The sequence below is a fragment of the Pseudomonas sp. NPDC089743 genome, from assembly GCF_044748785.1.
Classification (GTDB): Bacteria; Pseudomonadota; Gammaproteobacteria; order Pseudomonadales; family Pseudomonadaceae; genus Aquipseudomonas; species Aquipseudomonas putida_X.
On the sequence record NZ_JBIVGS010000004.1, the window covers coordinates 220,883 to 239,959 of the forward strand.

Annotated in this window: 16 protein-coding genes; 10 read left to right on the plus strand and 6 right to left on the minus strand. The window is 64.3% G+C overall.

Going from position 1 to position 19,077, the window contains the following annotated elements; genetic code table 11:
* Positions 1-10: 10 nt before the first annotated feature.
* The 6 genes from ACIPZC_RS10210 to dctM all read left to right on the plus strand — a co-directional run bounded on the left by ACIPZC_RS10210 (position 11) and on the right by dctM (position 6,497).
* The gene (locus tag ACIPZC_RS10210) at positions 11-1,360 is read left to right on the plus strand and encodes an MmgE/PrpD family protein (protein WP_241805202.1); all 1,350 of its coding nucleotides are present in this window, start codon (positions 11-13) and stop codon (positions 1,358-1,360) included.
* A gap of 18 nt (positions 1,361-1,378) precedes the next feature.
* Positions 1,379-2,578 carry a CaiB/BaiF CoA transferase family protein gene (locus tag ACIPZC_RS10215; protein WP_400626644.1) on the plus strand — a complete coding sequence of 400 codons (1,200 nt, stop codon included), beginning with the start codon at positions 1,379-1,381 and terminating at the stop codon, positions 2,576-2,578.
* Complete coding sequence (locus ACIPZC_RS10220; RefSeq protein WP_400626646.1) at positions 2,575-3,393, plus strand: HpcH/HpaI aldolase/citrate lyase family protein; 819 nt, start codon at positions 2,575-2,577, stop codon at positions 3,391-3,393. The genes ACIPZC_RS10215 and ACIPZC_RS10220 overlap by 4 nt, the downstream gene beginning before the upstream one ends.
* 121 nt (positions 3,394-3,514) lie before the next feature.
* Complete coding sequence (locus tag ACIPZC_RS10225) at positions 3,515-4,513, plus strand: TRAP transporter substrate-binding protein (protein WP_400626648.1); 999 nt, start codon at positions 3,515-3,517, stop codon at positions 4,511-4,513.
* 68 nt (positions 4,514-4,581) lie between these two features.
* Positions 4,582-5,214 (plus strand): TRAP transporter small permease, encoded by a 633-nt coding sequence (locus tag ACIPZC_RS10230; protein WP_241805206.1) that lies wholly within the window; start codon positions 4,582-4,584, stop codon positions 5,212-5,214.
* On the plus strand, positions 5,214-6,497 hold the full coding sequence (gene dctM / locus ACIPZC_RS10235) for a C4-dicarboxylate TRAP transporter large permease protein DctM (protein ID WP_241805207.1): 1,284 nt from the start codon (positions 5,214-5,216) through the stop codon (positions 6,495-6,497). The genes ACIPZC_RS10230 and dctM overlap by 1 nt, the downstream gene beginning before the upstream one ends.
* Positions 6,498-6,552: 55 nt before the next feature.
* On the opposite strand, the gene ACIPZC_RS10240 is transcribed toward dctM, so the two are convergent.
* Both ACIPZC_RS10240 and ggt read right to left on the minus strand, forming a co-directional pair.
* Entirely contained in the window at positions 6,553-7,434 is an 882-nt protein-coding gene (locus tag ACIPZC_RS10240) for a LysR substrate-binding domain-containing protein (RefSeq protein WP_400626650.1), read from the minus strand.
* Positions 7,435-7,478: 44 nt separating this feature from the next.
* Entirely contained in the window at positions 7,479-9,269 is a 1,791-nt protein-coding gene (ggt, locus tag ACIPZC_RS10245) for a gamma-glutamyltransferase (RefSeq protein WP_400626652.1), read from the minus strand.
* 448 nt (positions 9,270-9,717) lie between these two features.
* On the opposite strand from ggt, the gene ACIPZC_RS10250 reads away from it, so the two are divergent.
* Positions 9,718-11,076, plus strand: coding sequence for an 8-oxoguanine deaminase (locus ACIPZC_RS10250; protein WP_400626654.1), 1,359 nt, complete (start codon positions 9,718-9,720; stop codon positions 11,074-11,076).
* Between the two features lie 66 nt (positions 11,077-11,142).
* Here ACIPZC_RS10250 and ACIPZC_RS10255 read toward each other — a convergent pair whose 3' ends face one another.
* From ACIPZC_RS10255 to nhaA, 4 genes are all read right to left on the minus strand, one after another.
* Positions 11,143-11,862 carry an anti-sigma factor domain-containing protein gene (locus ACIPZC_RS10255; protein WP_400626656.1) on the minus strand — a complete coding sequence of 240 codons (720 nt, stop codon included), beginning with the start codon at positions 11,860-11,862 and terminating at the stop codon, positions 11,143-11,145.
* Positions 11,859-12,407: a sigma-70 family RNA polymerase sigma factor gene (locus tag ACIPZC_RS10260; protein ID WP_400626658.1), complete on the minus strand. Its 549-nt coding sequence runs from the start codon at positions 12,405-12,407 to the stop codon at positions 11,859-11,861. The genes ACIPZC_RS10255 and ACIPZC_RS10260 overlap by 4 nt, the downstream gene beginning before the upstream one ends.
* 105 nt (positions 12,408-12,512) lie before the next feature.
* Positions 12,513-13,028 (minus strand): DUF3455 domain-containing protein, encoded by a 516-nt coding sequence (locus tag ACIPZC_RS10265; RefSeq protein ID WP_372490496.1) that lies wholly within the window; start codon positions 13,026-13,028, stop codon positions 12,513-12,515.
* A gap of 145 nt (positions 13,029-13,173) precedes the next feature.
* Positions 13,174-14,532: a Na+/H+ antiporter NhaA gene (gene nhaA, locus ACIPZC_RS10270; RefSeq protein ID WP_400626660.1), complete on the minus strand. Its 1,359-nt coding sequence runs from the start codon at positions 14,530-14,532 to the stop codon at positions 13,174-13,176.
* 285 nt (positions 14,533-14,817) lie between these two features.
* Here nhaA and ACIPZC_RS10275 point away from each other — a divergent pair, with 285 nt between their 5' ends.
* Genes ACIPZC_RS10275 through ACIPZC_RS10285 form a run of 3 tightly spaced genes read left to right on the plus strand, consistent with a single transcriptional unit; the run spans position 14,818 to position 19,002 of the window.
* The gene (locus tag ACIPZC_RS10275; protein WP_400626662.1) at positions 14,818-15,579 is read left to right on the plus strand and encodes an efflux RND transporter periplasmic adaptor subunit; all 762 of its coding nucleotides are present in this window, start codon (positions 14,818-14,820) and stop codon (positions 15,577-15,579) included.
* Positions 15,566-16,912, plus strand: a complete 1,347-nt coding sequence (locus tag ACIPZC_RS10280; RefSeq protein ID WP_400626664.1) for an efflux RND transporter periplasmic adaptor subunit — start codon at positions 15,566-15,568, stop codon at positions 16,910-16,912. The genes ACIPZC_RS10275 and ACIPZC_RS10280 overlap by 14 nt, the downstream gene beginning before the upstream one ends.
* The gene (locus ACIPZC_RS10285) at positions 16,912-19,002 is read left to right on the plus strand and encodes an HlyD family efflux transporter periplasmic adaptor subunit (protein ID WP_400626666.1); all 2,091 of its coding nucleotides are present in this window, start codon (positions 16,912-16,914) and stop codon (positions 19,000-19,002) included. The genes ACIPZC_RS10280 and ACIPZC_RS10285 overlap by 1 nt, the downstream gene beginning before the upstream one ends.
* Positions 19,003-19,077 lie beyond the last annotated feature (75 nt).

A 19,077-nucleotide genomic window follows, 5' to 3' on the forward strand; every position in this document is an offset into this window, starting at 1 on the left:
GGGCTTGAGCATGCAGCATACCCATGCCCTGGCCGGCTTTCTCGCCGACCTGCGCTACCCGCACCTGCCCGGCCACGTGCTGGACCGCACCGAAGACCTGTTCCTGGACTGGCTTGGCTCAGCGCTGGCAAGCCAAGGCGCGCATCCGATCCCGCTGTTCGAGCGCTATGCCGAACGCATGGGGCCTGCGCAAGGCCGTGCGCGGGTGCTGACCAACGGGCGCACGTCATCGCCCTACTTCGCCGCCCTGGTCAATGGCGCGGCCTCGCACCTGGTCGAGCAGGACGATTTGCACAACAGCTCGGTGCTGCACCCGGCCACCGTCGTGTTTTCTGCCGTTCTGGCGGCGGCGCAGGACCTTGGCAAGTCTGGCCAGGACCTGCTGCTGGCTGCGGTAGCCGGCTATGAAGCCGGCATCCGCATCGGTGAATTCCTCGGCCGCTCGCATTACCGCATCTTCCATACCACCGCCACTGCCGGCACCCTGGCCGCCGCCGTGGGTGTGGGCAAACTGCTGGGCTTCAACCAGGCGCAGTTCATCAACCTGCTCGGCAGCGCTGGCACCCAGGCCGCCGGGCTCTGGGAGTTTCTGCGCGACGCCGCCGACTCCAAACAGCTGCACACCGCCAAGGCTGCCGCCGACGGCCTGCTGGCCGCCTACCTCACCGCCGATGGCCTGAGCGGTGCGCGCAATATCCTCGAAGGCGAACAGGGCATGGCCGCCGGCATGTCCTGCGATGCTGACCCGGCGCGCCTGAGCGACCGCCTGGGCACCCGTTGGGCCCTGGTGGAAACCTCATTCAAGTACCACGCGTCGTGTCGCCATACCCACCCCGCCGCCGATGCCTTGCTGGTGCTGATGCAGCGCGAAGGCCTGCGCCATGACCAGATCGCCAAGGTCGTCACCCGCGTGCATCAGGGCGCGATCGATGTGCTTGGCCGCGTTACCACACCGGCCACCGTCCACCAGGCCAAGTTCTCGATGGGCACCGTACTTGGGCTGATTGCGGTGCATGGCAGCGCTCAACTCATCGACTTCCGTGACCTGGCGCTGAACGACCCACAGGTCGCGCACTTTCGCGAGCGCGTCGAGATGCACCTGGACACCGAAGTGGACGCCGCCTACCCCAAGCGCTGGCTGGGCCGCGTGGAGGTCACCGGCAACGACGGCCGGCGCTTCAGCGCCGCCATCGACGAACCCAAAGGCGACCCCGGCAACACCCTGTCGCGCCCTGAGCTCGAGGCCAAGTTCCAGCGCCTGCTGGCCTATTCCGGCGCGCGCAGCCCGGCCCAGGGCCAGGCATTGATCGAGCGCGTGTGGCAACTGCGCGACGCCCGCTCGCTGGCTGATCTGCACTGAACACCAACAGGTGACCCTATGACTCAAACAACGCCCCGCCCGCTGGACGGCATCACCGTGATCAGCCTGGAGCACGCCATCGCGGCCCCCTTCTGCACCCGTCAGCTGGCCGACCTAGGCGCCCGCGTGATCAAGGTCGAGCGCCCTGGCAGCGGCGATTTCGCCCGCGGCTACGATCAGCGTGTCGATGGCCTGGCCTCGCACTTCGTATGGACCAACCGCTCAAAGGAAAGCCTTACCCTGGACCTCAAGCAGGACGCCGCCGACGGTATTCTCCAGGCCCTGCTGGCCAAGGCGGATGTGCTGGTGCAAAACCTCGCCCCGGGTGCAGCAGCGCGCATGGGGCTGTCGTTCGACGCCCTGCACGCGCGCTTCCCACGGCTGATCGTGTGCGATATCTCCGGCTATGGCGAAGGCGGGCCTTATGAAAAGAAAAAAGCCTATGACCTGCTGATCCAGAGCGAAGGCGGCTTTCTTTCGGTGACCGGGGGCTCGGGCGAAAACGACATGGCCAAGGCCGGCTGCTCGATCGCCGACATCGCCGCCGGCATGTACGCGTATACGGGCGTGCTCTCGGCGTTGCTGCTGCGGGAGAAAACCGGTGTCGGCAGCCGCATCGACGTCTCGATGCTCGAAAGCCTGGTGGAGTGGATGGGCTACCCGATGTACTACGCCTACGACGGCGCGCCGCCGCCCCCACGTGCCGGCGCTTCGCACTCCACCATCTACCCGTATGGGCCGTTCCCCACTGGCGGTGGCGGCACCATCATGCTTGGCCTTCAGAACGAACGGGAATGGGCGCTGTTTTGCGAAAAGGTGCTGCTGGACCCGAAGCGGGCCAGTGATGACCGCTTCAATGCCAACTTCAAGCGCTCGGATAACCGCGAGGTGCTGCGCCAGATCATCATCGAGGGCTTCGCCAGCCTGTCGCTGGACCAGGTAGTGGCACGCCTTGAAGAGGCGCAGATCGCCAACGCCCGGGTCAACGACATGCACGGGGTGTGGCACCACCCACAGTTGCAGGCCCGCGACTGCTGGCGTGAAGTGGACAGCCCGGCCGGCAAGCTGCCCTCGCTGCTGCCACCAGGGCGCAATGCAGCCTTTGCCCCGCGCATGGACGGCGTGCCGGCGCTTGGGCAACACACCCAGGGCATCCTCGGCGAACTGGGCTTGAGCCCGGCAGAGCAGGCCAGCCTGGCCGCAAGCGGTGTGGTATGAACGCCGTCCGCTCTGCGCTGTTCGTACCCGGCAGCCGGCCTGAGCGTTTCGCCAAGGCGCTGGCGGCGGGGGCTGATGCCGTCATCGTCGATTTCGAGGATGCCGTGGAGGAGCCCCTCAAGCGTCAGGCCCGGGACAACCTGGGGGCTTTCCTGCAGGCCACGCCACTGGCGTCGGTGTGGGTCCGGGTGAACGCGCCGCAGCACCCGGAACATGCCTCGGACCTGGCCTTTTGCGCGCAGCAGCCTGGCATCGCCGGCGTGCTGCTGCCCAAGGTGGAAAACGCAGCCCAGGTGGCCGTAGCACGGCACACCGGCAAACCGGTATGGCCCATCATCGAAAGCGCCAAGGGGCTGTTGGCGCTGGAGCAGATCGCCCATGCCGAGGGGGTCGAGCGCTTGTCGTTCGGCAGCCTGGACCTGGCGCTGGACCTTCACCTGAACACCGACAGCGCTGCGGCCCGGCAATTTCTCGATCAAGCACGCATGGCCGTGCAGCTACACTCGCGGGGTGCCGACCTGCTGCCACCGCTCGATGGGGTATTTCCGGCCATTGGCGATGCCGAAGGTTTGCACCAAGCGATGCGCCATGCCTACGACCTGGGGTATGGCGGGGCGTTGTGCATTCACCCCGCGCAGGTGGCGGTGATTCACGCGGCTTTCACCCCCAGCGCCGAGGCGCTGGCATGGGCCCGCCGGGTGCTGACGGCGAGCGCCGCAGCCAACGGGGCCGGTGCGTTTCAGCTGGACGGGCACATGGTGGATGCGCCAGTGGTGTTGCGGGCGCAGCGGTTGTTGGCACAGGCGCCCGCTTGAACCGCGCGGGCGTTCGGCTATACCGAATGCTGTCTTATACAAATGCTAATTCACCACACGCAAGCCATTGGTCCATCTTTACCTCCAATCCTCCTACAACAATAAATCAGAGGTGACATCGATGTTGAAGCTGACCCAGGCGCTGTTCTGCGCCGCTGCAGTGTCCATGGCCGGCCTTGCACAGGCTGCCGATCCGATAATCATCAAGTTCGCCCACGTGGTGGCCGACAGCACGCCCAAAGGCCAGGGTGCGCTGATGTTCCAGAAGCTGGTGGCGCAGGACCCGAAGCTCAAGGACAAGGTCAAGGTCGAGGTCTACCCCAACTCGTCACTCTTCGGCGACGGCAAGGAGATGGAGGCACTGCTGTTGGGTGATGTGCAGATGCTGGCGCCTTCCCTGGCCAAGTTCGAGCACTACAACAAGCAGGTGCAGATCTTCGACCTGCCGTTTTTGTTCGACGATCTGGCGGCCGTCGACCGCTTCCAGCAAGGCCCGCAGGGCAAGGCATTGCTGACCTCGATGGAAGACAAAGGCATCCACGGCCTGGCCTACTGGCACAACGGCCTCAAGCAGCTGTCGGCCAACAAGAAAGTGATCCTGCCCAAAGATGCCCGCGGCCTGAAGTTCCGCGTGCAAGCCTCCAGCGTGCTCGAAGAGCAGTTCAAGGCGATCCGCGCCAACCCGCGCAAGATGAGCTTCGCCGAGGTTTATCAAGGCCTGCAGACCGGCACGGTCAACGGCACCGAAAACACCTGGTCCAATTACGAAAGCCAGAAGGTCAACGAGGTGCAGCCGTTCTTCACCGAGACCAACCATGGCCTGATCGACTACATGGTGATCACCAACGCCAAGTTCTGGAGCGGCCTGCCTGAGGATGTGCGTACCGAGCTGGAAACGCTCATGGACCAGGTCACCGTCGAGGTGAACAAACAGGCCGAAGCCCTCAACCAGACCTCCAGGCAGAAAATCATCGATGCCAAGACCAGCGAGATCGATGCCCTGACTGCCGAGCAGCGCCAGCAATGGCGTGAGGCCATGCGCCCGGTGTGGGACAAGTTCTCCGACCAGATCGGCGCTGACCTGATCAAGGCCGCCGAGGCGGCCAACAAGGCTTCCTGACAGCCGCACGCCTGCCCCGGCCACCTCTGGCACAGGTGGCCAACCCTCTCTCTGTGTGGAGAATTCCTATGCAATCGCTCAGGCGTGTCTGGGAGCACTTCGAGGAGGGCATGATCGCCTTTCTCCTGGCGGCCATGACCTTGGTGACCTTCGTCTACGTAGCACTGAACAACCTCTATACCGTGTTCTACACGCTCAGTGATCACTGGAGTTTTGCCAGTGACCTGCTGCTGGGCATCGGCGACCACCTGATGGGTTACGCCCAGGAAATGACCTGGAGCATAGCCCTGACCAAGGCGCTCTTTGGCTGGCTGATCTTTTTCGGTATTGCCTATGGCGTGCGCACCGCCGGCCACCTGGGGGTCGACGTTTTGGTGCGGCGCACCCCCAAGCCCGTACAACGCGTGCTGGCGATGATCGCCTGTGCCTGTTGCCTGGCGTATGCCGGGCTGTTCCTGGTGGCGAGCATCAAATGGGTAAGCGCGGTGCTGGTAGCCGGCATCGGCGCCGAAGACCTGGACCGCTACGGCATCAAGGTCGGCCATATCGCACTGATCGTGCCCTTCGGTTTCGCCTTGGTCATCGTCCGCTACCTGCAGATCCTCTATCGCCTGTTCACCCACCGCCAGTATGGCCTGGGCCTGGCCGACGAGGCTGCCGAGGCGAGCAAGCTGGCCAACCCAGGTGAGGAGCATCACTGATGACGGTCATCTGCCTGTTCCTGTTGTTGTTCGTGTTCATGTTCCTGGGGGTGCCGATCGCGATTTCGCTAGGCTTGTCGGGCGCACTTTCAATCCTGATGTTCAGCCAGGACTCCCTGAGCTCGCTGGCGATCAAACTGTTCGAGACCTCCGACAGCTACACCTTCCTGGCCATCCCTTTCTTCCTGCTGTCGGGCGCGTTCATGACCACCGGGGGCGTGGCGCAGCGGTTGATCGACTTCGCCAACGCCTGTGTCGGCCACATACGCGGCGGCCTGGCCATTGCCGCGGTGCTGGCATGCATGCTGTTCTCCGCGCTGTCGGGCTCGTCACCGGCCACAGTCGCGGCGGTGGGTTCGATCGCCGTTGCCGGCATGGTGCGCTCCGGTTACCCACGCGAGTTCGGCGCCGGGATCATCTGCAACGCCGGCACCCTGGGCATCCTGATTCCGCCATCGATCGTCATGGTGGTGTACTCGGCGGCGACCGAAACCTCGGTAGGCAAGCTGTTCATGGCCGGTGTGGTACCCGGCATCCTGCTGGGCCTGGCGCTGATGGTGACGATCTACATCGTCGCCCGGATCAAGAACCTGCCCGCACAACCTCGTGCCAGTTTTGCCCAGTGGTTGAGTACCGCCAGGCGTGCGTTCTGGGGGCTGTTGCTGCTGGTGATCATATTGGGCGGCATCTACAGCGGCATGTTCACCCCCACCGAGGCGGCCGCCGTGGCAGCGGTGTACTCGGCGTTCATCGCGCTGTTCGTGTACAAGGACATGCGCCTGCGCGACTGCCCGAAAGTACTGCTGGAGTCGGGCCGGCTGACCATCATGCTGCTGTTCATCATCGCCAACGCCATGTTGTTCGCCCATGTGCTGACCACCGAGCAGATCCCGCAGCAGATCACCCAGTGGGTGATGGCCGAGGGCCTGACGCCGATCGGCTTCCTGATCATGGTCAACGTCGTGCTGCTGGTGGCGGGCAGCTTCATGGAGCCGTCGGCGATCATCCTGATTCTGGCGCCGATCTTCTTCCCGATCGCCATGAAGCTTGGGATCGACCCGATCCACCTGGGGATCGTCATGGTGGTGAACATGGAGATCGGCCTGGTGCATCCACCGGTGGGGCTGAACCTGTTCGTGACTTCAGCGGTGACGGGCCTGACGCTGGGGCAGACGATTCGCGCCGCACTGCCGTGGCTGTCGATCCTGCTGCTGTTCCTGATACTGGTGACGTACGTGCCGTTCATTTCGCTGGCACTGCCGCAGTGGCTGGGCATGCCGTGATGCGCGGATCATCCGGCCCCATCGGCGGCACGCCGGCGCTGGGGCCGTAAAGGCATCAGATGCCTCCGCCCTCCAGCACCTGGGACATCACCTTGGCCAATGCCGTGACCATCACATCTGCCGTCGGCCGGTGGACGATGACGATTTCGTAGCTGTCCACCTCCGGCAGTCCCTGTTCCCCCCCTAGCACTCGATGCTCCCCAGTGGCCGCCCGTGGCGGCAACAGGCTTATGCCCATACCATCGGCCACCGCTGCCTGGATGCCACTGAGGCTGGAACTGGTAAAACTGATGCGCCAGCGCCGGCCCATGCCTTCGATGGCGCTGATCATGTCATCGCGGTACAGCCCGCGTGGCGGAAATGTCACCAGCGGGATCGGGTCGAGTTCGAAGGCAGGCATGCGTGCGCTGTCGATCCACTGCAGGCGCTCGGGCCAGCACGCCACGCCTTCGCGGCTGTTGCGGCGCTGCTTGAGCAGTACCAGGTCAAGTTCACCGTTGTCATAGGCCTGGCTGAGGTCGCGGCACAGCCCGCTGGTGACCTCCAGCTTGACCTGCGGGTGCAGCCGGCTGAATGCCGACAGCGCGTTGGTGGTACGCCCACCGACGAAATCTTCCGGAACGCCCAGGCGTACGGTGACGCCGACCATGGCACCGGCCAGGGCTTCGAGCATCTGGTCGTTCAATGCCAGCATGTGCCGGGCATAACCGAGCAAGGTCTGGCCGGCGTCGGTCGGCAATACGTCACGGTTCCCGCGCACCAGCAGGCGGTGGCCAACCATGTCCTCGAGACGGCGGACTTTCTGGCTGATGGTCGATTGCGTCGAATGCAGGCGTACGGCAGCGGTGGTGAAGCTGCCACAATCGGCCACCACCACAATGGCACGCAGCAGGTCGAGGTCGAACAGGCTCCTATTCGATTTAACGCTGATAGACATCCTGGTATTCAACTTTTGAATGACAAGGTTGTCTTCTACCACGACTAATCGCCAAGCGCCACGCCCTCGCGCCGCGGGTCGGCGCCCCCCGCCCAGCCTGCGCCGGAGCGCTGGATGATCTGCATGCCGCTGGTCATGCTCATGGGCGTCACCTCATGGCCCCAGGCCGCCAATTGCCGGATCAGCGCCGGGCTGGTCAGCCCGGCTTCCACTTCAGTACCTACGTTGCGGCTGCCGAAATTTGGCAAGTTGCTGGCCTGTTGCGGGTCGAGCCGCCAGTCCAGCAAACCCACCAGCGCCTTGTTCACGTAACCGATGATCTGCGAGCCACCGGGTGATCCGAGGCTGGCCACCAGTTCCCCGGACGCCCGCGCGAACACCAGTGTCGGGGCCATCGCCGACAACGGCCGCTTGCCCGGTTCCACCCGGTTGGCCACGGGCTTGCCCTTCTCCTGAGGAATGAATGAAAAGTCGGTCAACTGATTGTTCAGCACGAAGCCCTTGACCATCAGGTGCGAACCGAATGCCGCCTCTACCGAGGTGGTCATGGCCAGCGCCTGACCGCTGTCATCCACCGCAGAAACGTGCGAGGTGGAAATACGCAACGGCGAGCGGTCCGGGGCCAAGGCCAGGTCCGCACCCTGCGGCCTGCCCGGCCGGGCCTGTTTCATGCTGAAGTCACCGATCAGCGTGGCCCGCCGGGCCAGGTACGCTGGGGCGGTCAGTGCCTTGAGCGGTATCGGCACATAGTCGCTGTCGGCCAGGTACTGGGCACGATCGGCGTAGGCCAGCCGTTCGGCCTCGGCAATCAGGTGAACGGCCAGCGGCGCAGGCTCAAGGCCTGCAGGCGAGGCACTGGGGCTGGGCGGCAGCTTCGCAAGGTCCCGTTGTGGCATGGCGTGCTGCAGCGCCTCGAGGATACCCAGGGTCTGCAGCACGGTCACCGCACCGGACGAGGGCGGCGGCATGCCACAGATCCGCCAGGCCTTGTAGGGGCCGCACAACGGCGTGCGTTCCTTGGCCTGGTACGCGCGTAAATCCGCCAGTGACAGGAACCCGGCATTGGCATGCCCCTGTACCTGGGCGACTATCGCTTCGGCAATTTCACCGGTATAGAACGCCTCAACGCCCTGCTGCGCGATGCGTTCGAAGGTATGGGCAAGCTCGGGGTTGCGCAGTTGCGTGCCCACCGCCAGCGGCTGGCCGTGCTCATCCAGGAAATAGCGGGCCATGGCGGGTGATTTGGCGATGAAAGGGTCACCCGCCAGCAACGCGTGCAGGCGTTCGGACACGGGGAAGCCACTGCGTGCCAGCGCGATGGCCGGCGCGAACAGTTGACTCCACGGCAGCTTGCCATGTTGCTCGTGCGCCATTTCCAAGGCACGCAGCACCCCGGGTACGCCTACCGAGCGCCCGCCGATCTGCGCTGCCCGAAACGGCATCGGGCTGCCGTCCGGTTGCAGGAACAGCGTTTGCGTCGCCGCTGCCGGCGCGGTCTCGCGGCCGTCGAATGCCTGCACCCGTTGGCCATCCCAGTACAGGATGAACGCCCCACCGCCAATGCCGCTCGATTGCGGCTCGACCAGGGTGAGTACCATCTGCATGGCAATCGCGGCATCGATAGCGCTGCCACCGGCACGCAGCATTGCCCGCCCGGCTTCACTGGCCAGCGGGTTGGCAGCCGCCACCATGTGCCGGTTGGCGTAAACCGCTTGCAGGCCAGAGCGGTACCCGGACTCAAGCTCAGGCGGCGCAGGCAGCGGTTGGTCGGCCCAAGCCCAGGGACTGGCCAGGGCAAGGCACAGGGTGCTGATCAATTGGGAAGACGATGGCATGGTGGCGTCCTGTCGAAGTGCGTGCCGTGGCCGCCCAACATAAACCAGGGCAGGTACTGCGCAAAGCGCCGTGGCACCACCTGGGCATTGAATGCACAATTTCTCGTATACAAAAATGAACATTTCTGGTTACATCAACCCGCGCCTACGACAGTGGTAATCGCTGCTGCGTATTGCGACAGGCTAAAGCCATGTACTACCCCTATCTGCTCATTCCCTTCGAGCGCCCCTTGCGAATCGACGCATTCGCCGTTCACCCGTTGCCCTCTGCACCCCTCCACCGCCTTACGCCAAGTCTTAGTGACCCGGCGTCGTCGGTGCGTGCCCGGCTGCGCTGACCGGCCCTGCCGCCCACACCGTGTTTTCCAAGCCGGGCCTGGTTACCTCGATGACAACCAGGTGTCCGCACTGACAAATTGCACCCCGCCCTTAGCGGGAAGGAATACCTATGCCAAAGACTTTGCTGATCAAGAACGCCGAACTGCTGGTGACGATGGACGGCGAGCGCCGCGAAATCAGACGCGGCGGCCTGTTCATAGAAGACAACCTGATCAAGCAGGTCGGCCCCAGCGACGAACTGCCCCAGCATGCCGACGAGATTCTGGACATGACCGGCAAGGTGGTCATCCCGGGGCTGGTCAACACCCACCATCACATGTACCAAAGCCTGACCCGCGTGGTGCCAGCGGCCCAGGACGGTGAACTGTTCAACTGGCTGACCAACCTTTACCCGATCTGGGCACGGTTGACGCCCGAGATGATCGCGGTGTCGACCCAGACCGCGATGGCCGAACTGATCCTCTCCGGCTGCACCACCTCCAGCGACCACCTGTACATCTACCCCAATGGTTGCAAGCTCGACGACAGTATCCACGCCGCCGGGGAAATCGGCATGCGTTTCCATGCCGCGCGCGGCAGCATGAGCGTGGGTCGCAGCCAAGGCGGCCTGCCGCCAGATTCGGTGGTGGAAAAGGAAAGCGATATCCTCAAGGAGTCGCAGCGCCTGATCGAGGACTACCATGACGCCAGCCATGGCTCGATGCTGCGCGTGGTCGTGGCGCCCTGCTCGCCGTTCTCGGTCAGCCGCGACCTGATGCGCGAAGCCGCGGTACTGGCACGCAACTACGGGGTTTCACTGCACACTCATCTGGCTGAAAACGTCAACGATATCGCTTACAGCCGCGAAAAGTTCGGTATGACACCGGCTGAATACGCCGAGGACCTGGGCTGGGTCGGCCATGATGTGTGGCACGCGCACTGCGTGCAGCTCGACCAGCACGGCATCGAGCTGTTCGCCCGTACCGGCACCGGCGTTGCTCACTGCCCGTGTTCGAACATGCGCCTGGCCTCCGGTATCGCGCCGATCCGCAAGATGCGCGACCACGGGGTGCCGGTAGGCCTGGGGGTCGACGGCTCGGCCTCCAACGATGGCGCGAGCATGATCGGTGAAGTGCGCCAGGCTCTGCTGCTACAACGTGTCGGCTTCGGCCCTGATGCGATGACCGCCCGCGAAGCGCTGGAAATTGCCACCCTGGGCGGTGCCAAGGTACTCAACCGTAATGACATTGGGGCATTGGCACCGGGCATGGTCGCCGACGTCGTCGCCTTCGACCTCGGCCATGTCGCCTACGCAGGCGCCCACCACGACCCGCTTGCGGCCTTGGTGTTCTGCACCCCGACCCAGGTCCACACCAGCGTGATCAACGGCCGTGTAGTGGTCACGGATGGGCGCATCACCACCGTCGACCTGCCGCTGGTACTGGAGCGCCACAACCAGTTGGCCCGCCAGCTGGTTAGCGGCGACTGATAGCGGCATGCAAGCCCGTGGAGCGGCGCGCAGGCGCCGCTTTGTCGGGCCCTGCGCAAGGCGCTGTCACAGCACCTTCACCGCCCGACCGATGAACTGCACCGGCCCGGTTGGGCGTCCGGTCGGCGAGCCACCGGCGCTTTCCAGGGTCAACTCAAACAGTTGGTTGGGCTCCAGCGGGGGCAGGCCATCGGCGGGCACGCGGTATTGCTCGCCAGGTTTGACCAGGCCCAGCGACAGTGGCGCCTGCCACTGTTCGCCCTTGGTCCAGAACTGCAGCACCTTGTCGCTCGGTACCGCGAACTGCCCCAAGGGTATCAGCTGAATGCTGCGTGTATCGCTTGCCTGCACCACCCAACCCGGGGCACTGTCTGCCGGCGCAACCAGCACCACCAGGTAGGAAGGCTCTGGCGCCTTGGCGGTGAGCAGCGTGAAGGCCAACAACAGGCTGGCAACCAGGCCTGCACCGGCCAGGCCCTGCCACAGCACCAAGCGATGCCACCAACGCTCGGCCTGCGCTGGCGGCCCGACGCGCTGCGGCTGTTGCTGTGCATCGACGCTGCGGCTGATCCGCGCCCACAACCGTGGGCTGGGCGCCAAAGGCTCAGCGAGCGCATTCAACGCCAATAGCCGCTGCTCCCAGGCATCCACAGCAGCACGCAACGGCTGATCCTCCGTAAGGCGTTGACGCACAGCCTCATGCTGTTCAGCCGACAAGGTACCCAGCACATACTCCCCGGCCAGTTCATCGAGTGCGTCGGCGGTCTCGCCTTGTGGCTTCTTCATCCCATGCACTCCCGCAACGCCTTCAGGCTGCGTTTGATCCAGGCTTTGACGGTGCCCAGCGGCGTGTTCAGCAACCCGGCGATTTCGGCATGGCTGCAACCGTCGACATACGCGTGCAGGATGCACAGCTTGCGTGAAGGCTCCAGTTGCTCCAGGCAACGGTGAACCTTGGCCGAGTCCGCCATGAGATCGATATCACTGGCATAGGGCAACGGGACTTGTGCGCTGTCCAACGTTTCTTCATCCAGCACGACCTCGCGCCGGGTGTCGCGTATGTAATTGAGCGCCAGGTGCCGGGTCACGCTATAGATCCAGCCCCGCGCAGAACCACGTGAAGCATCGAAGCTGGCTGCGCGGGACCATATCCGAATGAAGGCATCGTGCAGGATGTCTTCCGCTGTAGCGTGGTCACGGGCGATACGGCGCACCACACCTAACAGGCGTGCGCCCTCCTCCTCGTAGAGTGCATGCAGCGCTCGGCGGTCTCCCTCTGCGCAAGCTTCAAGGCAACGCTGAAAGTCGAAAGGGGGCAAAGGTGAGTTCAATGCAAGGTCAGCCCTGTAGTCCCTGGACGGTTCCCCCGGCCATTGGGCCGGGGGGCTGTCGATCAGCGTAGACGCCAGTGGCTCACCTGCCTATACGCACTGCCATCATTTTGCCGCCCAGAAGATATAGTCGGCCTGGTAGTCGACGATTTTGCGCTCACCTTTGTTCTGCATCGAGCAGGCAGTTGCCGGGGCGACCCCGCCACGGGTAGCCACGCGCTGGATATAGCTCACACCCGTCATGGCGCCTTTACCTTCGGCCGGGCTGGCCTGAACCAGTTGGTAAGGCAGGTCGCCCTTGCCCGCTGGCGCCACGGCCAACTGGGTGCCGGTGACCTTCGAACCGTCCTTGGCCTGCCAGGTGGCTGGGGGGCCGAAGTAGTCGCCCACCGCCTTGCCAGACCTGTCCTTGAGTACCGCTTTGGGGCCGACGAATGTCCACTCGGTCTGGCCGGGTGCATTGGCTTTGTCGCGGCATTCGTAGGTGACCTGGCCCACACCGACGGTTTCGAGCATGACGCTGTGGCCGTCCGGAACCTTGACCGCGGCAGGCAACGCGGATTGAGCGTGTGCGGCTTGGCTGGCCACGATCAAGACTAAGCCGCCTGTGAGCATCAACATGGTAACTGGGCTGTTCATGGTGCAAATCTCCTGGCGAGTAATCGACAGCGCGAAGTCGCGCTACCGGTAATACCCGCCAGGTTGCAGATTGGATGCACCTGCAGAAAAAAATGTGCACCCACTCGCCCGTTACCCGGCTCGCCCATCAGCCAACTTGGGCGGGTGCCGCCTTGGCTGCCTTGCGCAGGCTCCATACACCCCAAGTCAGGCCGATCACAGCCGCGATGACCGAGCCGGACAGCACGCCAAGCTTCGCCGCGCCCAGAACGCCAGGGTCAGAGAACGCCAGGTTGGCAATGAAGATCGACATGGTAAAGCCGATGCCCGCCAACAGCCCGATCAGCGTGATGCCGTGCCAGGTAACGCCCGCCGGCAGCGCACACCAGCCCAAACGGACCATTAGCCAGCTGATCGTCACGATACCCAACGGCTTGCCCAGCACCAGCGCCACAGCGACGCCTGTCATCACCCAGTGAGGACCATCGGCAGACAGGTCGACACCAGACAACCCGACACCGGCGTTGGCCAGGGCGAACAGCGGCATGATCGCGAAAGCCACCCAAGGGTGCAGATAGCCTTGCACGCGCAGCACAGGAGCAACCAGCTCCCGCTGCGCCACACGCAGGTTTTTCAACGGGTTCATCAGTTCGCTGTCATCGATCTGCGGTGCCTTGGCGCGACCTAGCAGGTCGTCGGTAAAGCGCCTGACGGCTTCCATCGGGCGCTCGCCCAAGGGCATCGCCCTGACCGGTGTCATCAGGCCGAGTACCACGCCCGCCAAAGTGGGGTGGGCACCAGTCATCAACATGCCTACCCAGGTGATGAACCCGGGAATGACGTAGGCATAGGCCGAACCGACACCGATCTTCTGCAGGCCGAGCACCAGCAGCAGGCCGATGCCAGCGACGCCGAAGCCACTGTAATCCAGGCCACCGGAGTAGAAGAAGGCAATGATCAGCACGGCGATGATGTCGTCGATGATCGCCAGGGCGAGCAGGAACACCCGCACATTGGAAGGAATCGACTTGCCCAGCAGCGCCAGTACACCCACCGCAAAGGCAATGTCGGTGGCGGTGGGCACAGCCCAGCCCTCTAGCCCGGGTGGCGAATGATTGAACGCCAGGTAAATGAGCGCGGGTACCACCACACCGCCGACTGCTGCCGCCATCGGCAACGTGGCCTGGCGCAGGCTGGACAGCGCGCCTTCATGGATTTCGCGACGGATCTCCATACCCACGACCAGGAAGAAGATGGTCATCAGGCCGTCGTTGATCCAGAAGTGCAGTGACTGGGAATAGACCAGGGAGCCGAGGCCGAAGCTTATCGGCGTGTGCCAGAGGGCGTCGTAGCTTTCGGCAGCGGGCGAATTCGCCCAGATGAGTGCTGCAACGGCGGCGATCAACAGTACGACACCGCTCACGGCCTCAATGTGCAGAAAGCGCTCGAAGTTGGCGAATGCACGCTGGGCAAGTTGCTGGGCACGGGGCATTGCATGTTTTTGCATGGGCACAAGAACTCCCGCATGGCGGCCCGACCTGCGTAGTTATTTAACCTGCGTCACTGCTTCATGCAGCTAGCACCCGGCGGGGATTCTAGCGCAAAACCTCGATGGTGTGCACGAAACCGTCTTCAACGCTTTGATGCACCACGTGAATGCCTCCCCCCGCAACACCGCAACAGCGGTCACATTTACAAGTGGGGTTGGGCAGATGGCGAATTCATTCCTAGTATGAAGACGTCACAGCGATTGCGTTGCGCGCTAGCTGGTTGTCTCTACAAGGAGTCGAGAATGCCTTTGCCTGTCATTGCTCAACGGTATCTACCCTTGTTGCTGGCCTTGGCCAGCGCTGGCGCAGTGGCCGAGCAAGGCGCCGCAACCGAGGACCCGCAACTGATTCGCGTGCTGCTGGCTGCCGAGCTGGAAACGACACTGTCCAGCCAGATGAGCGGCACCTTGGGCGAACTCCACACGCGCTTCGGCGATCAGGTGGCCAAGGGCGTGACATTGGCCAGGTTCAACTGCAACGAAGCCCAGGCCCGCAGCAAGGTCGCCGTGGCTGAACTGGCCATGGCCCGCCAGAACCTGCAGGCCAAGCAACAGTTGCGCAAGCTGGACGCGGTAGGCGACATCGAAGTGGCCGCAGCCAGAACCGAAGTGCAGAAGGCCGATGGGGCCCGCGCCATGGGTGAGGCGCAGATGAGCTACTGTCGGGTACTCGCCCCGTTTTCGGGCCATGTGGCCAAGGTTTACGTCAAGCCCTACCAAACCGTCAGCGCAGGAACACCGCTGTTCGACCTGGTCAGCGATGGGGCATTGAAGGTCCGCCTGAATGTCCCTTCCAGCCAGCTGAAAACGCTCAGCCCTGGCCAGCCGTTGACGGTGAACGTTCACGAAACGGGCAAGGCCTACCCGGCCAAGGTCAGCGTGATCAACGCCAGGGTTGACGCGGTGGCACAGACGGTGGAGCTCGAGGCGCGCTTCGATCAGCGCTTTCCCGAACTGATGGCCGGCATGAGCGGCACCGCGCGGTTCGACCATGACCGTGAATAGGCCGCTGCCTCACCCGCAGTTGCTGCTGCAGCTGGACGCCCTGCGCGACAAGGCCATGGCCGCAGAGACCCTGGGGGCACTGACGTTCAGCATGGCCAACGACCTGTACCCTTTGCTGCCCTTCCACCAGGCACTGGTGTTCGGCCAAAGCAAGGCCGGCCTTGAGCTGCTGTGCGTGTCGGGGCTGGCGCGGCCCAGCGAAGACTCGCCCTACCTGGTCTGGCTCAGGCGCGCCAGCCGTTGGTTGGCCGCACGCCTGAGCGATGCGCAGCCCGCCTGGCTGACCCTGCAACATGCCTCGCCACCCGACGACATCGCCCAGGGCTGGGCCGAATGGTGGCCTTCGGGGCTGTGGTGCATACCGCTGCACGCCCCTGCCGGCGAGCGCCTGGGCGTGCTTGTACTACTGCTCGAAGAGGCCCCGCCGCCGATGGTGCATCAGCAGCTGGATGGCCTGATACGCACCTGGGCCTACTGCTGGAACACGCTGACACGCCGCCGCCGGCTCGGCCGGTGGCGCCCCAGCCGGCGCCAGGTGCTGCTGACCTTGTTGGTGGCTGCGTCGCTGTTATTGGTGCCCGTGCGGCAGACGGCACTGGCACCGGCGCAGATCGTCTCGCGCCAGGCACAGATTGTCAGTTCTCCGATCGACGGCGTGATCGCAAACGTAATGGTCCGCCCCAATCAGCCGGTACAAGCCGGCACGCCGCTATTCACCCTCGACGAAACCACGCTGCGCAGCCGCGCCGAGGTGCTCGGCAAGGAGGTCGCCGTGGCCGATGCCGAGTTGCAGGCTGCCAGCCAGCGGGCCTTCGACAACCCGCAGAGCAAGAATGAACTGACGCTGCTTCAAGGCCGTGTCCAGCAAAGACGGGCCGAACTGGCCGCTGTACAAGCGCAGTTGCGGCGCACCCAGGTGCTGGCTCCACGCGACGGGGTCGCGGTGTTCAGCGACCCCAACGACTGGCTCGGTAAACCGGTAACGACCGGCGAACGCATCATGCACGTCGCCGACCCTACGCAACCGGCCATGCAGATCCAACTCGCCGTGGCCGATGCCATTGCCCTGGAACCGGGCGCCGAAGTGACCCTGTTCCTGACGGCTTACCCGCTCAGCCCAATCAGGGGCCACATCCTCGAAACCAGCTACCAGGCCAAGCCCGGCGACGATGGCGTCGTCGCCTATCGCCTGCTGGCAAGCATCGACGCACACGCCGAACATTCCCGCCTGGGCCTGCATGGCACCGCCAAGCTCTACGGCGATCGGGTCCTGCTCGGCTACTACCTGCTGCGTCGGCCGTTGGCTACGTTGCGCGCCTGGAGCGGCTGGTGATGATGGACCTCACCGACCTGCCGCTGCCGCCACTGCGCGAGGACCTGCGCCTGTGCGAGGCCGCCGACAGCCGCGAGGGTGAACCGGCGTGGATGATCCACGACACCGTGCTCAACCGCTTCTACCGCATAGGCTGGCTGGAGTTCGAATGCCTGCTGCGCTGGGGCCAGACACCACGCCAGATCAGCGAGCAGGTGTCGCACCACAGCGCGCTCAAGCCGGATGTCGAGCAGGTCCTGGCACTGCGTGCGTTTCTCGAACAACACCACTTGCTGCGCCCAGGGCCCGAGCAACTGGCCAGGCTGCAAACCGCCAACGAGGCGCGCACCTGGTCGAGCTGGCGCTGGTGGCTGCACCACTACCTCTTCTTTCGCGTCCCGCTGCTGCGCCCGCAAGCGGGGCTGCAGCGCCTGGCCGCTGCCTTGGGCTGGCTGTTCCACCCGCTGACCGGGCTGACGGTAGCCGGCTTGACCCTGCTGGGCGTGATCCTGGTGATGCAACAATGGGACAGTTTCACCCATGCCGTGGTCGAATCATTCTCCACCGAAGGCTTGTTCAGCTTTGCCCTGGCGCTGATAGTGGCAAAGACCCTGCACGAGCTCGGCCATGCCCTGGTCGCCACGCGCCTGGGCTTGCGGGTCGGGCATATGGGTGTGGCGTTTCTGGTGCTGTGGCCGATGCTTTACACCGACACCGGCGAAAGCTGGAAGCTCAAGCGTGCCCACCAGCGCCTGGCGATCGCCTCGGCGGGTATCGTCACCGAGCTGTCCCTGGCGGGTTTGGCGACCCTTGGCTGGGCCCTGTGCGACGATGGCGCCCTGCGCAACGCCCTGCTGTACCTGGCGACCACCAGCTGGGTCCTGTCCCTGGCGCTCAATGCCAGCCCGTTCATGCGTTTCGACGGCTATTTCATCCTCAGCGACCTGCTCGATTTCCCCAACCTGCACGAACGCTCTTCTGCCTTGGCGCGGGTGGCCCTGCGCCGCAGCCTGTTAGGCCTTGACGAGGCATGGCCGGAGCCGTTTCCTGCAGGCCACCGGCGCCTGCTGGTGGGCTTCGCTTTCGCTACCTGGCTGTACCGTCTGGTGCTGTTTCTCGGCATAGCCGTGGCGGTCTACCTGTTTTTCTTCAAACTGTTGGGGATCGTGCTGTTCATGGTCGAATTGGCGTGGTTCATCGCGCTACCGGTTAAACGTGAGCTGAGCCACTGGTGGCAACAGCGGGCACGCATCCCGGGGCAGCGCAAGAGGGTATTCTATTTGTGCCTTGGCCTGGCCCTGCTGGCCCTGGCAGTGCCTTGGCACAGCCAGGTCAATGCCGTGGGTGTGGCCCGCGCCGAGCACCAGTTGCGCATCTATACCCCCTATCCAGCAAGGCTGAAAAGCCTGCACCAAGCGGGGCCCGTCAAGGCTGGCGAGGTGCTGGCAGTGCTTGAAGAGCCTGACCTGAACTCACGCATGCGCAGCAGTGAGGCCAGCGCCCGCAGTTATGAGGCACGCTTGTCGGGGCTGCTGGCCGACCCTGCGGGGCTCGCCGAAGACGCTGCCACCCAGCAGCGCCTGCGTGTGCAGAACGAGGAAGCACGCGCCGCGCGCAGCGAGATTGCCCGTCTCAGGCTGCAGGCGCCATTCGCGGGCAGCTGGCTGGACCTTGAACCAGGCTGGCAGACCGGCCAGTGGCTCAACCGTGAGCAACCTCTGGGCATCCTGATAGACCCCCGCCACTGGCAGATCGATGCCTACGTCGCTCAGGACCAGGTGCACCTGCTGGCCGTGGGCAACCCGGTGAAATTCTATCCCGAAGGCCAGGCCATCGCCCTGCGCGGCAAGGTGCTGGCGATAGGCAGCACACGCGCCGGGCATCTGGCCCACCGCATGCTCTCGTCACACTTTGGCGGCCCGGTGCCCACCAGCGGTGAAGCGCTGGTGCCCAGCCATGCGCTTTTTCAGGTGTTGGTGGCCTTGGATGAACCGCTGGCCAGCGTGCGCGAAACCCGCGGCAAGCTGAAGATCGATGGGGAAAAGCGCAGCGTGCTGGGCGACCTGGGCAAATGGCTGCTAGGCGTTGGCCTGCGTGAGAGCGGTTTCTGAACATTGCCATCCGGCGCCTGCTCCCACACCCCGAGAAAACCCGACTACGATTGCTAAAGCTTCGCATCTGGCGAC

Bases quoted from the DNA above. Each gene is read 5' to 3' on its own strand.
- ACIPZC_RS10230 (WP_241805206.1), top strand. From the start codon at position 4,582: ATGCAATCGCTCAGGCGTGTCTGGGAGCACTTCGAGGAGGGCATGATC.
- dctM (WP_241805207.1), top strand. From the start codon at position 5,214: ATGACGGTCATCTGCCTGTTCCTGTTGTTGTTCGTGTTCATGTTCCTG.
- ACIPZC_RS10275 (WP_400626662.1), top strand. From the start codon at position 14,818: ATGCCTTTGCCTGTCATTGCTCAACGGTATCTACCCTTGTTGCTGGCC.
- ACIPZC_RS10215 (WP_400626644.1), top strand. From the start codon at position 1,379: ATGACTCAAACAACGCCCCGCCCGCTGGACGGCATCACCGTGATCAGC.
- ACIPZC_RS10240 (WP_400626650.1), bottom strand. From the start codon at position 7,434: ATGTCTATCAGCGTTAAATCGAATAGGAGCCTGTTCGACCTCGACCTG.
- ACIPZC_RS10285 (WP_400626666.1), top strand. From the start codon at position 16,912: ATGATGGACCTCACCGACCTGCCGCTGCCGCCACTGCGCGAGGACCTG.
- ACIPZC_RS10265 (WP_372490496.1), bottom strand. From the start codon at position 13,028: ATGTTGATGCTCACAGGCGGCTTAGTCTTGATCGTGGCCAGCCAAGCC.
- ACIPZC_RS10220 (WP_400626646.1), top strand. From the start codon at position 2,575: ATGAACGCCGTCCGCTCTGCGCTGTTCGTACCCGGCAGCCGGCCTGAG.
- ACIPZC_RS10255 (WP_400626656.1), bottom strand. From the start codon at position 11,862: ATGAAGAAGCCACAAGGCGAGACCGCCGACGCACTCGATGAACTGGCC.
- nhaA (WP_400626660.1), bottom strand. From the start codon at position 14,532: ATGCAAAAACATGCAATGCCCCGTGCCCAGCAACTTGCCCAGCGTGCA.
- ggt (WP_400626652.1), bottom strand. From the start codon at position 9,269: ATGCCATCGTCTTCCCAATTGATCAGCACCCTGTGCCTTGCCCTGGCC.
- ACIPZC_RS10225 (WP_400626648.1), top strand. From the start codon at position 3,515: ATGTTGAAGCTGACCCAGGCGCTGTTCTGCGCCGCTGCAGTGTCCATG.
- ACIPZC_RS10280 (WP_400626664.1), top strand. From the start codon at position 15,566: ATGACCGTGAATAGGCCGCTGCCTCACCCGCAGTTGCTGCTGCAGCTG.
- ACIPZC_RS10210 (WP_241805202.1), top strand. From the start codon at position 11: ATGCAGCATACCCATGCCCTGGCCGGCTTTCTCGCCGACCTGCGCTAC.
- ACIPZC_RS10250 (WP_400626654.1), top strand. From the start codon at position 9,718: ATGCCAAAGACTTTGCTGATCAAGAACGCCGAACTGCTGGTGACGATG.